10 protein-coding genes and 1 pseudogene are annotated in these 14,011 nt (G+C 68.2%); 6 read left to right on the plus strand and 5 right to left on the minus strand.

What is annotated here, in order from left to right; genetic code table 11:
• Nucleotides 1-211: 211 nt before the first annotated feature.
• Nucleotides 212-526, plus strand: a pseudogene (locus G7Y85_RS20250) (NAD(+)--rifampin ADP-ribosyltransferase); the annotation flags it as partial.
• Here G7Y85_RS20250 and G7Y85_RS07805 read toward each other — a convergent pair.
• The gene (locus G7Y85_RS07805) at nt 519-2,669 is read right to left on the minus strand and encodes a glycoside hydrolase family 3 N-terminal domain-containing protein (protein WP_166254411.1); all 2,151 of its coding nucleotides are present in this window, start codon (nt 2,667-2,669) and stop codon (nt 519-521) included. The pseudogene G7Y85_RS20250 and the gene G7Y85_RS07805 sit on opposite strands and share 8 nt — an antisense overlap.
• A gap of 216 nt (nt 2,670-2,885) precedes the next feature.
• Between G7Y85_RS07805 and G7Y85_RS07810 the strand changes: the two genes are divergently transcribed.
• Genes G7Y85_RS07810 through G7Y85_RS07830 form a run of 5 tightly spaced genes read left to right on the plus strand, consistent with a single transcriptional unit; the run spans nt 2,886 to nt 10,062 of the window.
• The gene (locus tag G7Y85_RS07810; protein WP_166254414.1) at nt 2,886-4,157 is read left to right on the plus strand and encodes a glucoamylase family protein; all 1,272 of its coding nucleotides are present in this window, start codon (nt 2,886-2,888) and stop codon (nt 4,155-4,157) included.
• Nucleotides 4,154-5,491, plus strand: coding sequence for a glycoside hydrolase family 15 protein (locus tag G7Y85_RS07815; RefSeq protein ID WP_241696058.1), 1,338 nt, complete (start codon nt 4,154-4,156; stop codon nt 5,489-5,491). Before G7Y85_RS07810 ends, G7Y85_RS07815 begins: the two co-directional genes overlap by 4 nt.
• Complete coding sequence (locus G7Y85_RS07820) at nt 5,488-7,302, plus strand: ABC transporter ATP-binding protein/permease (RefSeq protein ID WP_166254417.1); 1,815 nt, start codon at nt 5,488-5,490, stop codon at nt 7,300-7,302. Before G7Y85_RS07815 ends, G7Y85_RS07820 begins: the two co-directional genes overlap by 4 nt.
• Complete coding sequence (locus G7Y85_RS07825) at nt 7,299-9,542, plus strand: CocE/NonD family hydrolase (RefSeq protein WP_166254419.1); 2,244 nt, start codon at nt 7,299-7,301, stop codon at nt 9,540-9,542. The genes G7Y85_RS07820 and G7Y85_RS07825 overlap by 4 nt, the downstream gene beginning before the upstream one ends.
• 46 nt (nt 9,543-9,588) lie before the next feature.
• A complete protein-coding gene (locus G7Y85_RS07830; protein ID WP_166254422.1) occupies nt 9,589-10,062 on the plus strand; it encodes a hypothetical protein in 474 nt (157 codons plus the stop codon).
• 4 nt (nt 10,063-10,066) lie between these two features.
• Here G7Y85_RS07830 and G7Y85_RS07835 read toward each other — a convergent pair whose 3' ends face one another.
• The 4 genes from G7Y85_RS07835 to G7Y85_RS07850 form a co-directional block, all read right to left on the minus strand.
• A complete protein-coding gene (locus G7Y85_RS07835) occupies nt 10,067-11,233 on the minus strand; it encodes an MFS transporter (RefSeq protein WP_166254425.1) in 1,167 nt (388 codons plus the stop codon).
• A 330-nt stretch (nt 11,234-11,563) separates the two neighbouring features.
• Complete coding sequence (hda, locus tag G7Y85_RS07840) at nt 11,564-12,235, minus strand: DnaA regulatory inactivator Hda (protein ID WP_166254428.1); 672 nt, start codon at nt 12,233-12,235, stop codon at nt 11,564-11,566.
• Nucleotides 12,232-13,365, minus strand: coding sequence for an AI-2E family transporter (locus G7Y85_RS07845; protein ID WP_166254431.1), 1,134 nt, complete (start codon nt 13,363-13,365; stop codon nt 12,232-12,234). The genes hda and G7Y85_RS07845 overlap by 4 nt, the downstream gene beginning before the upstream one ends.
• Entirely contained in the window at nt 13,362-13,973 is a 612-nt protein-coding gene (locus G7Y85_RS07850) for a DUF8605 domain-containing protein (protein ID WP_166254434.1), read from the minus strand. The genes G7Y85_RS07845 and G7Y85_RS07850 overlap by 4 nt, the downstream gene beginning before the upstream one ends.
• Between the last annotated feature and the right edge of the window lie 38 nt (nt 13,974-14,011).

Consider the following 14,011-nt stretch of genomic DNA (forward strand, 5'->3'; position numbering starts at 1 on the left):
GTTATCGACGGAGCGGCCGCAGCTTGGCTAAAAGAAATTCCGATGGGTATTCGCGGGCGCCCGCCTGCTTTCTATCTGCGAGGTTCAACCGCGGTCGCGGTCGGCTTACTACTAGCTGCGCTGGGCATGCTGTTAGCTTGGTGGGCGCCGGAGATCGCATGTCACCTCTCAGAGGGAAAGCTATGTCAGTAAAGCGCCGAGCCTTTAATAGCGCCGGAACTACGACGACCGTGTCGTGATGAATCACATCTACTTCACGACCCAGCAGAAGGGCGCCGGCCTGGCCGCGGAGATCGCGAAGGGCGAGGGACGGTCGCGCGTCTATGTCGTCGCGCCGACCGGCACCTTCGAGGATGATCCGAATGTCACGAACAGGAAATTCCCGGGCAATCCCACGCGCTCGTACCGAAGCGCACGGCCTTTGAGAATCGTCGGCGAGCTTGAAAGCTGGGAATCCCTCGATCCCGCGTTCATCGAAGAGCTGAGACGTCGGGTCGACGCGGGCATGGGCGAAATCATCAACTAGCGACCAGTTCGATCCGCGTGCTCAGCAGCTGCGAACGATCGGCATTCGGTCCGACCAGAATCTCCAAGTCTCCCGTCTCGAACACCAGTGACAGATCGGCGCCGAGGAAGCGCAGGTCGGAGGCTGCCATCGACATCGTCACGGTGCCGGTCTCGCCGGGTCGCAGCGTGATCTTGCCGTAGCCGCGCAGTTCGAGCAGCGGCCGCGTGACGCTGGCGACCGGATCGCGGGTGAACAGGAACGCGGTTTCCTCCGCGGTATGCGGACCGACATTGGTCACGTCGACGCTGACGTCGATGCGCGCGTGCTCGTCGGCGCGCTGAGGACTTGCACGCAGGTTCGTGTAGGTGAACGCGCCGTAGCCGAGGCCGTGGCCGAACGGATAGAGCGGCTCGTTCGGCACGTCGTGATACTTGCTTGTGAAGTAGTCGTCCGGATTCGCCGGCCGGCCGGTCGGGCGCTGGCCGAAGAAGAGCGGGGCCTGGCCGACGGTGCGTGGCCAGCTCATTGGCGTACGGCCGCTCGGCGAGACCTTGCCGACCAGCACATCGAAAAGGGCGTTGCCGGCTTCGGTGCCGAGGAACCACGCGGCGAGAATCGCATCGGCCTTTTCGGCGAGCCACGGGATCGTCAGCGGCCGGCCGGAGAACAGGATGGCGATCACCGGAATGCCGTTTGCGCACGCACGTTCGATCGCGGCTTCCGCCAGCGTACGTTGGCGGCCGGGCAGGTCGGGATAAGCGCGGCTGGCCGCTTCGCCGCTCATCGTCGAACGTTCGCCGAGGCACAGGATCACGGCATCGACGTTCTCGCACAGGGCCACGGCGGCGGCGATGCCGCTGTCGTCCGGGTCGTCGATCATCGTGCCGGCGGCGTGGCGGATTTCCGTGTTCGGCAGATTGCTGCGCAAAGCGGAGAGAACATCAACGTGCGGTCCGAATTCGCCGGCGCCCCACCAGGGGCCGCGCATTTCGATGGCGGCATCGGCGAGCGGGCCGATGACCGCAAGCCGCGGGATTGTCGTCGCCAGCGGCAGCGTGTTCTTTTCATTGCGCAGCATGACGATGGAGCGGGCGCTGACATCGCGCGCCAGCCGGCGGCGTTCGGCGAGCGTCGCGGCGCTTTCGCTCGTGCTGCCGCGGCGGTAGGGGTCGTCGAACAGGCCGAGCTGTTCTTTCAGCCGCAGCACGCGACGCACGGAAGTCTCGATTTCGGCCATCGTCACGCGGCCCTGCTTCAGGGCGATCGGCAGGCCCTTGCGATAGGCGTCCGCCATCATGTCGATGTCGACGCCGGCCTTCAGCGCCAGCACGGCGGCATCGACCGCGTCGGCGGCGACGCCATGCTTGATCAGCTCGCCGATCGCGTTGTAGTCGCTGACCAGCACGCCGTCGAAGCCGAGCTCGCCGCGCAGGTAATCCTGCAGCAGCGGCTTGTGCGCGCTCATCGGAATGCCGTTGAGGTCGGTGAACGCCGGCATGATGGTCGCGACACCGGCCTTCACCGCCGCGACGAAAGCCGGCAGATGCACCTCGCGCAGCGTGCGCTCGGAAATGTCGACCGACGCGTATTCGCGGCCGGCGTTGACCGGGCCGTAGGCGCAGAAATGCTTGGCGCAGGCGGCGAGCGCCGCGGGGTCCGCGAGATCGTCGCCCTGGAAGCCGCGAACCTTGGCTTTTGCCACCTGCGAGGCCAGCCACGGATCTTCGCCGGCGCCTTCGGCGGTGCGGCCCCAGCGCAGGTCGCGGGACACGTCGAGCATCGGCGCGAAGGTCATCGCCAGGCCATCGGCGGCGGCTTCGCGCGCCGCTTCGCGCGCGGTCGCTTCCCAGGCCTGCGGATCGAAGCAGGCGGTTTCGCCGAGCGGAATCGGGAACAGCGTGCGATGGCCGTGAATGATGTCGAGGCCGATCAGCAGTGGGATGCCGAGCCGTGATTCCTCGACGGCGATGCGCTGCATCTCGTGCGTCGGTCCGGCGCCGACCATGTTGAGCAGATTGCCGATCGTGCCGTCGCGAATCGAGTCGGTGGAGTCGCCGGCGATGATCGGTCCGGTCACCGCGTAGCTCGAAGCGGTCATCGTCATCTGGCCGATCTTCTCGGCAAGCGTCATCTCGCGCAGCAGGTTTTCGATGCGGCTCACGGCGGCGGCGTCTCCCGGCAATGTCCGGTTCATGATAGTCAGATCAAGCTGAACTGCTACCGCGGTGCCCGTGATGCCGGCGTCGCCGCGCTGCCCGTTCGACATGCCGGGCGGCGCGAAGCAGGGCACACTGCACACACACACGCAGATCGCCGTTCGAGGAGACGAACCGGTGCACGACAAACCACTCGCCGCAATGCCGGAAAGGGTCCGCCGATGACGCCCGCAGCGCTGGCGAAACTCGACGACGAGGCGCTGATCGACGCCGTGCAGCGGCAGACCTTCCGTTTCTTCTGGGACGGCGCGCACCCGCGCAGCGGCCTGGCGCCGGACCGGCGGACGACGCGCGACGAGCCGGTCGACGATCTGGTCGCGATCGGCGGCTCCGGCTTCGGCGTGATGGCGCTGATCGTCGCCGCCGAACGCGGCTGGCAGCCGCGCGACGCCGTCGTCGCACGCTTGAACAGCATGCTCGACGTGCTGTGTCGCGCGACCTGCTACCACGGCGCCTATCCGCACTTCATGAACGGCGAGACCGGCGCGACGATTCCGTTCGGCCGCAAGGACGACGGCGGCGATCTGGTTGAAACCGCGCTGCTGTTCCAGGGCCTGCTGTGTGCCCGGCAATACTTCGATCGCGACACGCCGGCCGAGGCATCGATCCGTGATCGCATCACCTGGCTGTGGCGCGATGTCGAATGGGACTGGTACACGCGGGGTGGCCGCAAGCTGCTGTACTGGCACTGGAGCCCGAACAACGGCTGGGCGCTCGATCACGAGATCCACGGCTGGAACGAGTGCCTGATCACCTATGTGCTCGCGGCCGGTTCGCCGACCTGTGCCATCGATCCGCTGGTCTATCACCGCGGCTATGCGGCCGGCCGCGATTTCCTCAACGGCAAGTCCTATCACGGTATCGAACTGCCGCTCGGCATGCCGTACGGTGGCCCGCTGTTCTTCGCGCACTACTCGTTCTGCGGCCTCGATCCGCACGGTCTCAAGGACCGCTACGCCGACTACTGGGAGCTGAACTGCCGGCACGTGAGGATCAACCGCGCGCACTGCATCGCCAATCCCGGCGGCTACAAGGGCTACGGCGAAGCCTGCTGGGGCCTGACGGCGAGCGATGACTACGCCGGTTACAGCGCGCACGCGCCGGACAACGACAACGGCACGATCTCGCCGACCGCGGCTCTGGCCAGCCTGCCGTATGCGCCGGCCGAGGTGATGTCGGTGCTGCGGCATTTCCTCACCGCGCACGGCGAGCGGATATGGGGCCGCTACGGTTTCGTCGATGCGTTCTGCGAACAGCGGGACTGGGCCGCCGACACCTTCCTGGCGATCGACCAGGGGCCGATCATCGTGATGATGGAGAATCATCGCAGCGGCCTGCTGTGGAAGCTGTTCATGAGCGTGCCGGAGGTGCAGGACGGCCTGCGCCGGCTCGGCTTCTCCAGTCCGCATCTGGACATCAAGGCCGGTCATTGAGCGCCGAACTGCAAGGCTGGATCGACGCCGAATATCGCTATGCGGCGACGGCGATGCTGCGCAGCGTGTCGGCGACCGGCCTCGTCAAGCAGCGGGCCGGCTTCGCGCAGACGGTCAGGCCGGTGCGTGGTTCGATCATCGCCTCGCCGGTGCCCGGCGCCTACGATCCGGACCCGGACTATTTCTTTCACTGGTATCGCGATTCTGCCGTGGTGCTCGAAGCGCTGCGCCTGCTGTTCGAGGATCACACGCTCGGCGACGAAGCCCACACGCATTTCGCCGACTTCGTGCGCTTCAATCGCGCGCTGCAGCAGCTCGATGGTCGCGTGCTGACGGCGAACCCGGACCGGCGTGCCGGCATGGCCGCCGACTTCCTGAAGTTTGTCCGTGACGACGACGAACTGTCGCAGGTGCACGGCGCAGCCGTCGTCGCCGAGACCCGCGTCAATCCGGATGGCAGTCTCGACATCTCGAAGTGGGCACGCCCGCAGCACGACGGTCCGCCCTTGCGGGCGCTGGCGCTGCTGCGCTGGCTGGCGCGCATCGCGCCGCCGGCCGCGATCGCCGACGAGGCGGCGGCGCTGATTCGCGACGATCTCGCGTTCACCGCCGCGCACTGGCAGCAGCCGTCCTACGACATCTGGGAAGAAGAGCAGGGCCTGCACTACTACACGCTGCGCGTCAGCGCAGCGGCGCTCGACGAGGGTGCGGACTGGTTGCGGGCCGGCGGCGAGCGCGATCTGGCGCAAGGCTTTCGTCGCGATGCGGCTGCCATCCTGCAAGCTCTGGACGGTTTCTGGGATGACGCGCTCGGCCACTACCGTTCGCGCCAGCTGGCCGGCGGCGCGCGTTCGGCCAAGGCGCTCGATATCGCGGTCGTGCTCGCCGCGATCCACGCCGCGCCCGAGGCGCGCGCGGGCCAGGCACACAGCGCCGCCGACGCGAAGATGCAGGCAAGCTTCGCGCGACTCGAAGCGCTGTTCGATGCCGCGTATGCGATCAATCGCCAACGACCGGCCGGCCGCGGTGTGGCATTCGGCCGCTATCCGGGCGATGTCTACTACTCCGGCGGCGCGTACTACTTCTCGACGCTCGGTGCCGCCGAGTTCTGCTTTCGCGCTGCCGCGCTCGGCAGCGAGCCGCAGGTCTGGCGGGCACGCGGCGACAGCCTGCTGGAGATGGTGCGCGCGTACACACCGGCCAGCGGCGAGTTGTCCGAGCAGTTCGACCAGAACGACGGTCATCAGAGTTCGGCGCGGCATCTGGCCTGGAGTTACGCCGCGTTCATCTCCTGCGTGACGGCGCGCCGGCAGCTGCCGGCGTCGGCGGGATGAGTCTGCAATCCGAGGCGCGTGCCACGGCTGCCGCGTTCGCGGTGCGACCGGGCTTCGTGCGCCAGCTCCGCCTGATGGTCGCGGCGTGGCGCGCATCCGGTTCCGGCAAGGCGCTGATTCGCCGGATGCTGACCGTCGTCGTCGTCATTGCGGCAACGGTCTACGGGCAGATCCGTCTCAACCAGTGGAACAAGCCGTTCTTCGACGCGCTGTCACGCCGCGACATCAACGACTTCCTCGTCCAGCTCGGCGTGTTCGCCGTCATCATCGGCACGCTGCTGGTGCTCAATGTCACCCAGCGCTGGACGGTGGAGAACCTGAAGATCGAGCTGCGGCGTGGATTGGTGCGCGATCTGGTCGGGCACTGGATGATGCCGCGGCGCGCGTACTGGCTGTCGCATTCCGGGCCGATGGGCGTCAATCCCGATCAGCGCATGCACGAGGACGCACTGAAGTTCTGCGATCTGACCGCCGATCTCGGCGTCGGTCTGTTCCAGGCGACGATCCTGTTCGGCAGCTTCGCCGGCATCCTGTGGTCGCTCTCCAGCGATTTCAGCGTGCGTTTCGCCGGCGCGGACTACGTCGTGCCCGGCTACATGCTGTGGGCGGCGCTGCTCTACGCCGGTCTCGGTTCGTTGCTCAGCTATGGCGTCGGCCGCAACCTCATCCATCGCAACGCCGAGCGCTACGCCAGTGAAGCGGTGCTGCGTTTTTCGCTGGTGCGCGTCAACGAACACCTGGATGCGATCTCGCTCGCCGAAGGCGAGGACGACGAGCGCCTGCGCATCGAGCGCTATCTGGCCGACGTGCTGGCAGCCGTGCGCCGGCTGGCGCTGGGTCTCACCAATCTGGAGTGGGTCAAGGCCGGCTTCGGCTGGATCACCACGGTGGCGCCGATCCTTGCCGCCGCGCCGCTGTATTTCAGCGGCAAGGTCTCGTTCGGCGGCCTGATGATGGCGGCGGCGGCGTTCACGCAGGTGGAATCGGCGCTGCGCTGGTTCGTCGACAACTTCAGCATCATCGCCGACTGGCGCGCCGCGCTGCTGCGCGTCGCGAGCTTCCGGCAGGCGGTGATCGCGCACGACGAGCGGCCTGCGTTCGACAGCCACATCGAATACGCCGACGGCGACGCCGGCATGCTGGTGATCGACGGCCTCGAGATCGGGTCGCCGGCCGGCCACGACGGCCTCGAACCGGGGCGGCTGGTGGTGAAGGCCGGCGATCACCTGCAGATCGAGGCCGCGCAGGGCACCAGCAAGACGCGGCTGTTCCGTGCGCTGACCGGCCTGTGGCCGTGGGGCAAGGGCCGCATCACGCTGCCGGGCGGCGAGCGCATCGTCTACGTGCCGCGCGGCACGCCGTATCTGCCGCGCGGCAGCCTGCGGGAAATCCTGGCCTATCCGGGCGCGCTCGAAGGCCACGGCGATGCGGCGTTCACGCACGCGCTCGAGCGGGTCGGCCTCGGCCGGCTGGTCGCGCTGCTCGACGCGACCGAACGCTGGGAGCACGAGCTCAGCCAGGACGAACAGCTGAGCATCGTGTTTGCCCGTATCCTCCTGCAGGCGCCGCCGTGGGTGCTGATCGACGATGCGTTCACGGCACTCGATGCCGACATGCAGGAGCGGGTCGCCGACATTTTCGGCAACGCCCTGCCGCAGACCGCGGTGATCCACATCGGCCGCGCCGGGCCGGTGCTCGATGCCCTGTTCACGCATGTCGCCCGGCTGGTCAAGGTTTCGGGAATGGCGACGGTCGACGATGATGCGCCCGCGCCGGGCTCGACGCCGGCATCGCCCTCCGACTCGCCATGAAAATGTCGCCGATCAAATGGCTGTGCCTGTGCGTGCTGATGCTCCTGGCGATGCCGGCGTCGGCGCAGGATCGCCAGGTGTTCGGCTTCAAGGCGCCGGCCGGCATCGATGCGCCGGAGGTGCCGGCGGTGATGCGCGATCTCGCCGAACGCGTGCTGCCGGTCTACCAGGACCCGGACCCCGATCGCTATCTCGCCACTCTGTCCGCATTGCAGTGGGCCGACAGCAACTACAAGGCGGCCGAAGAGACGCGCGAGACCCTGCGCGAGCGCGAATCCGCCACCGACGCGACCGGGCCCGGCGCCGGTCAGGCGTTGCTGTTCGACGTCTATGCGCGCGCCAAGACCATCGAGGCGACTGGCAGCGCGGGTTTCGCGCAGGCCTTCACGCAGTCGTTCCACGATGTCGTCGGCAAGCTCGACGACCTGGCGGCGTCGGCGGTCACCAATGCGCTGCAGGCGTCGCCGCCGCCGTTTCGCGAGGCCTGGCAGCAGGCTCTCGATCGCGCACGCGGCAAGGACAGCATCGAACTGCCGGAAGCGACCGCGCTGATTCGCGCGTACTTCGCCTACGAGGCGAATCGCGAACTGGCGCCGCTGGCCGCCGCGCTCGGCGCCGACGAAGACCGTCGGCGCTATGCCGTCGACGACGACGTGCTGATCGCGACACCGGCCGGCGTGCCGATTCACGCGCGCGTGGTGCGGCCGAAGCGCGGCGCCGCGAAGCTGCCGACGCTGCTCGAATTCACCCTGCAACTGTCGCCGGCCGACGCGCGCACCAGTGCTGCGCATGGTTATGTCGGTGTCGTCGCCTACACGCGCGGCAAGCTCGGTGGCCCGAAAGCGTCGCTGGTGCCGTTCCGCTATGACGGCGTCGATGCGCGCGCGGTGATCCGCTGGATCGCCCGGCAGCCGTGGAGCGATGGTCGTGTCGGCATGTACGGCAGCGACTACGCCGGCTTCGCAGCCTGGGCGGCGACCAAGAATGTGCCGCGCGAGCTGAAGACCATCGTCACCGCCGATGCGATCGCCCCGGGCATCAGTTTCCCGATGGAAGGGCACATTTTCCGCAACGAGGCCCTGCGCTGGGCGACGGATCACGCGGTGCCGGGTGCCGTGATCGATGACGATCGCGACGACGCGCGCTGGCAGGCGCTCGATCGCCGCTGGTATGCGAGCGGCAAGCCGTATCGCGATCTTGCGGTGCTCGCCGATCTGCCGCGCAGCGTGTTCCGCGACTGGCTGCATCACCCCAGCTACGATCACTACTGGGAACGCACCAGTCCGTTCCGGAAGCAGTTCGCGCACATCGGCATTCCGGTGCTGTCGATCGGCGGCTACTACGCGCAGGGCGCGGTCGGCACGCTGTACTACTATCGCCAGCATCTGCAATACCGGCCGGACGCCGATCACGTTCTGCTGCTCGGCCCCTATGACGACCGCGCGCTGCGCGACGGTCCGGCGCCGAGTCTGCGTGGCACGGCGGTGTCGCCCGCAGCGCAGATCGATCTGCTGGCGCTGCGCTACCAGTGGTTCGATCACATCTTCAAGGGCGCGGCCAGGCCGGCGCTGCTGCCGCAGCGCGTCAACTATCAGCTGATGGGCACCGACGAATGGCGCCACGTGCCGTCGCTGCAGGCGATGGCCAACGGCGTGCTGAAGATCTATCCCGCCGGCGCCGCGGCTTCGTCGACCGCCGGTGCCCCGGTTCATACGCAGACCGTCGATTTCGCCGATCGCAGCGACACCGCGATACCGGTGCCGCCGCCGCTCATGCCGATCTCGCTGCCGGCCGATCCGGGTCTTCTTTTCGAAAGCGAAGCCCTCAAGCAGACCACCGATGTCAGCGGCATCGTCAGCGGCGAGCTCGATTTCGTCATCAATAAATACGACTTCGATCTGCGTCTGACGCTGTACGCGCAGAGCGTTGACGGGCACTACCTGCAGCTGGCCGACCCCTACGAGTTCCGTGCCAGCTATGCGCGCGACGACGTCGATCGCCACCTGCTGAAAGCCGGCATCCGCCAGAAGCTCAAATTCACGAGCGGGCAGATCGGCGCCATGAGACTGCCGGCCGGCAGCCGCGTGATCGGCGTGCTCGCGGTCAGCAAGCGACCGGACCGGCAGCTCAACTACGGTGCGGCCGACGACGTCAGCGTCGAATCGATCGCCGCCGCCAGGGTGCCGATGGAGATTCGCTGGTATGGTGACAGCCACCTCGACGTGCCGGTCCGGCGCTGAGCGTCGGGTCTGTCACGCTGGCTGCATCACAAACGGAACGACGACGATGGCGAAGCGTGATCTCAACCTGTTCGAGTCGGCCACCAGCCGCGCACGAGTGATCCGCCAGGGCGAGATCGTGCAGGTGGTGATCGACGGCGGCGGTGCGTTCGTGACCTTCATGCAGGAGTTCAATCAGGCCAAGAAGTGGGCGACGCCGAAGACCGCGAGCGGCAACATGATTACCGACCGCGGCCGCTTCTTCGAACAGATCGGCACGCTGGTGTCGCGACCGGGCAGCATGGTCGGCACGCGCGGCAGCGGCAAATACGTCGAGAACCTGGTGCGCGCGATGAACCAGGCCGGCTACGACATCGGCGAATGGATGTTGCCGCCCGAACTCAAGGATCTCGCGACTGCACACCTGAAGACCATGCCGAAGCGCGGCGCGCTGGCCGCCGCCGAAGCGGCCGCGGCCGAAGTACGCGACCGGGCGCAGGCCGACGATCCGGACGCAGCCGGCGACGACGGAAAGCGCTGAACGATCAGCGCCGCGTCGCGGCGATCGCCGCCGCGTGATGGCGAAACGCGCGCTGCCCGAGCAGGACCGACGAGACGCCGGCGAAGGCGATCAGCGCGACGACGCCGGACCAGCCGAAGTGCGTCCATAGCGGTGCCGGCAATACACCGCCGACCGTGCCGCCGATGTAATAGCAGGTGACGTAGAGTCCGACCGCCGCGCCGCGCGCATGCGGCACGGCCTCGCCGACGAAGGTGGTCGCCGCGGTCTGCGCGCAGAACAGGCCTGCCGAAAACAGCGTCAGACCGACGATCACGCTCGGCAGCGACGGCACGATCGTGATCAGCAGGCCGGCGATCGCGACGCTCCAGGCAAACGCCAGCACCTGCGAATGGCCGTGACGGTTGAGCAGGCGACCGGACAGCGGCGTCGTCACCACGCTGACCAGATAGACGACGAAGATTGCCGACAGTCCGCCGGGGCCGAGATTGAACGGCGCTTCGGCGAGGCGTAGCGAGACGTAGGTGAAGCCGGCGACCAGTGCGAACAGCAGCGCGAAGCCGGCTGCATAGACCGCGCGCAGCGCCGGATTGCCGAGCAGCGCCGCGAACTTCACGCGCGGACCCTGCGCGGTGCGCGGCAGCGGCTGGTCCGGCGTCAGCCAGGCGCGGATCAGGACGGCCAGCACGATCTGCAGCAGTGCCAGCGCCGCGAAGCTCCAGCGCCAGCCGCAGAACTCGGCGACGACGCCGGACAGCAGGCGGCCGCAGAAGCCGCCGGCGATGGTGCCGGCCATGTACAGCGCGGTGACGGCGCGTGCTTCGCCGGGCGGCCACTGGTCTGCGGTATAGGCGACGGTGACCGCGAAAATGCCGGGCAGTGCCAGGCCTTCAAGCAGCCGGGCGATCACCAGCAGCGCGGGGGTCGGTGCGAGCGCCGACAGCAGGCTCGGAATGGCGGCGATGAACGCGGCCAGCACGATCACACGGCGACGGCCGAGGCGGTCGGCGAGTCGGCCGACCAGCGGCGCGGCGACGGCAACACCGGCGGTGCCGGCAGAGACCACGGCGCCGGCCATCGCGGCGCTCTGGCCGACGAATTCGCGCAGCAGCGGCAGCAGTGACTGCGGCGCGTACAGCGGCACGAAGGCGGCAGCACCGCAGAGGCAGACAGCGACGCGACGGCGATCCATCGGGGTTCCGGTTCGAAGGCGCGCGCACGGTACGCCTCGCGCCTGACGCTGTCCAACGGCACCAGGGCCTGTTAACGCGATGGACGATCGCTGCGTTGCTGCCAGCAATCACGCCAGGCAAGGCACGAGCCGCAGGGCTTGGTGACGCCAGGCGCAAGGCTCGTAACGCCGCATGGCGAGATTTCTGGCGCAACCCGAATGGGGCGGGGCCGTTTTGGCGCAGGGCGGCGTTGCCAGCCGCTTGCCTGGCGCCACCAGGCGGCGCGGCTGGCGCCTTGCCCTGCGCCAAAACGACCTCCGCCGCAGCGATTGCCATCGCGTTAACAGGCCCTAGGCGGATGTCTTCAGTACGGTCTGCGCAAACGGGACGGTGAGACGGCGCTTTTCGCGCAGCGACGCCGCATCGAGTGCGGCCAATGCCTCGACCAGCGCGCCCGGCGTACGGGACTGGGTTTTCAGCAGCCAGCGCGTGACATCGTCCGGCAGCGCGATGCCGCGGGCCTGCGCGCGATCCCGTAGTAGTGCCGCGCGGTCGTCGTCGTCGAGCGGGTCGAGGCCGAGCACGACGCAGGCGGCGAGCCGCGTGCGCAGATCGGGCAGGGCGGCCGCCAGATGGTCCGGTGGCGCAAGTGCCGCAAGCACGAACGCTTGCCCGGCGGCTCGCCGCCGATCGATCAGACGCAGCAGGGCCAGCGCCCAGTCGCGGATGTCGATCACCGCGTCGAGGTCGTCGAGCGCGAGCAGGGCCTGCGCGTCGAAACCGTCCAGCGCGTCCGGACCATAGCCGGCCAGCTCGCGCAGCGGCAGATAGGCGCCGCCGCGTTCGCGGCACACGGCCTGCAGCAGATGCGTGCGGCCGGACTGTGGCGGACCGTAGAGCAGCGTCGGGTGATCGAGCGCGCGCAGCGCGGCGACGACATCGGCGTTGCGGCCGGGCCAATAGCTGGCGAAGCTCGCCGTGTCGCGCAGTTGCACGGCGAGCGCAAGCTGCCGACCCTTCATGTCGCGGTCGGCGGCTCTTCGCCGTTCGGCGCGGCCGGTTCTTCGTGCGGCGCGGCGCCGCCACGATACAGCGCGCTGCGCAGCCACTGATCCTTGGCGTGGCGCAGCGCCACGGCGATCACGGCCGACACCGGCAGCGCGACCAGCACGCCGATGAAGCCGAACAGCTGGCCGCCGGCCATGACCGCGAAGATCACCGCAACCGGATGCATGCCGATCTTGTCGCCGACCAGGATCGGCGTCAGCACCGCGCTTTCCATGATCTGGCCGATGCCGAACACCAGGCAGATCCACAGCAGCGGCAGCCATTCGTGCGTCTGCACCAGCATCGCGATCAGCGCCGAACCGAAGCCGACGACGAAGCCGAGATACGGCACGAAGCTGAGCAGCCCGGCGATCACGCCGATGATCAGGCCGAGCTTGAGGCCGGTCAGCGTCAGGCCGATCGAATAGATCGCCGCGAGCGCCGCCATCACCAGCAGCTGACCGCGGATGAACGATCCCAGGACCTCGTCGGCCTCGCGCGCAAAGCGCTGCGAGCGCGGCAGCGCGCGCGGCGGAATCAGGCTCGCGATCCATGCGACCAGACGATCCCAGTCGCGCATCAGGTAGAAGCTGACGATCGGGATCATCAGCAGATTGGCGACCATCGTTGCGAAGGCCTTGCCGGATTCCGAGACCTGCAGCCACAGCGTCTTGACCACGCCACCGGCCTGCGACCAGTGCTCGCTGACGATCTGTTGCAGGCCTTCGGCATCGAGGTGCGTGCCGGCTGGCAGGTGGATGCCGAGCTTCGGCAGGCCGTTGTCGAGAATCCAGTTGACCCAGGCCGGGATGTTGTGGATCAGCGCCACGCTCTGCTCATACAGCATCGGCGCGAGCAGGATCAGCAACAGCAGCATGACGATGACGATGCCGCTGAACACGATCGCGACCGACGCCGTGCGTGACAGGCCGACCCGTTCGAGACGGTCTGCGGTCGGGTCCCCGAGATAGGCGATGCCGGCGCCGATCACGAACGGGGCCAGGATCGGCGTCAGGAACCACAGCAGGATCAGGGCCGCCAGTGCGCCGGCGTACCAGGGCCAGTGCTGTTTGACGGAGGTGCCGACGTCGTCGATTTCGTTCATCGCACGAGGCGCAGGCCCAGCGTGCCCGGGGCCGCGTTCGGGTCGCGCACGAACTGCGGGCCGTTGCCGAGTGCGCCGACCAGACGCGCGGCGCCGCCTTCGGCGTCGACCGCCAGCGACAGGTGATCGGCGTCGGCGCCGAGCACGGCAACCCGGCGCACCCCGGGCACCGCGCGCAGCGCGCTCAGGGTGCGCGCGTAGTCGGCACTGCCGCGCAGACCGCTGACGACGAGATCGGTGTTCTGCGCCGGTGCCGAGCTGATGCCCCAGACCGGCAGGCCGGCGGCGCGCAGCTGGCGATCGACCGCGGTCTTGTCGAAGCTGGCGACCAGCTGCAGGCCGCCATTGCCGTTGTCGTAAGCGTAGCGCTGCACCAGCTGCGGCGCGCCGGCAATGATAGCGGCGGCATTGGCGCTGCTGCCGGGGCCGCTGACGCGTTCGATGACCTCGGCCAGCGCGTTGCGCAGGCCGCTGTCGCGCGCCACGTCGCTCTGGTCGGCGACCGGTGCGCGGCCTTCGTAGGGGCTGGCGGCCAGGTCCGTCTGTGCCGCGGCGGGCAGGGCGGTCAGGACCAGGCTGGCGAAAAGTACGGCAATCGGGAGGCGCATGGACAAATTATCGGGTGCGTCCCGCTAAAATGACAGGC

Source organism: Solimonas terrae, assembly GCF_011067135.1.
GTDB lineage: Bacteria > Pseudomonadota > Gammaproteobacteria > Nevskiales > Nevskiaceae > Solimonas > Solimonas terrae.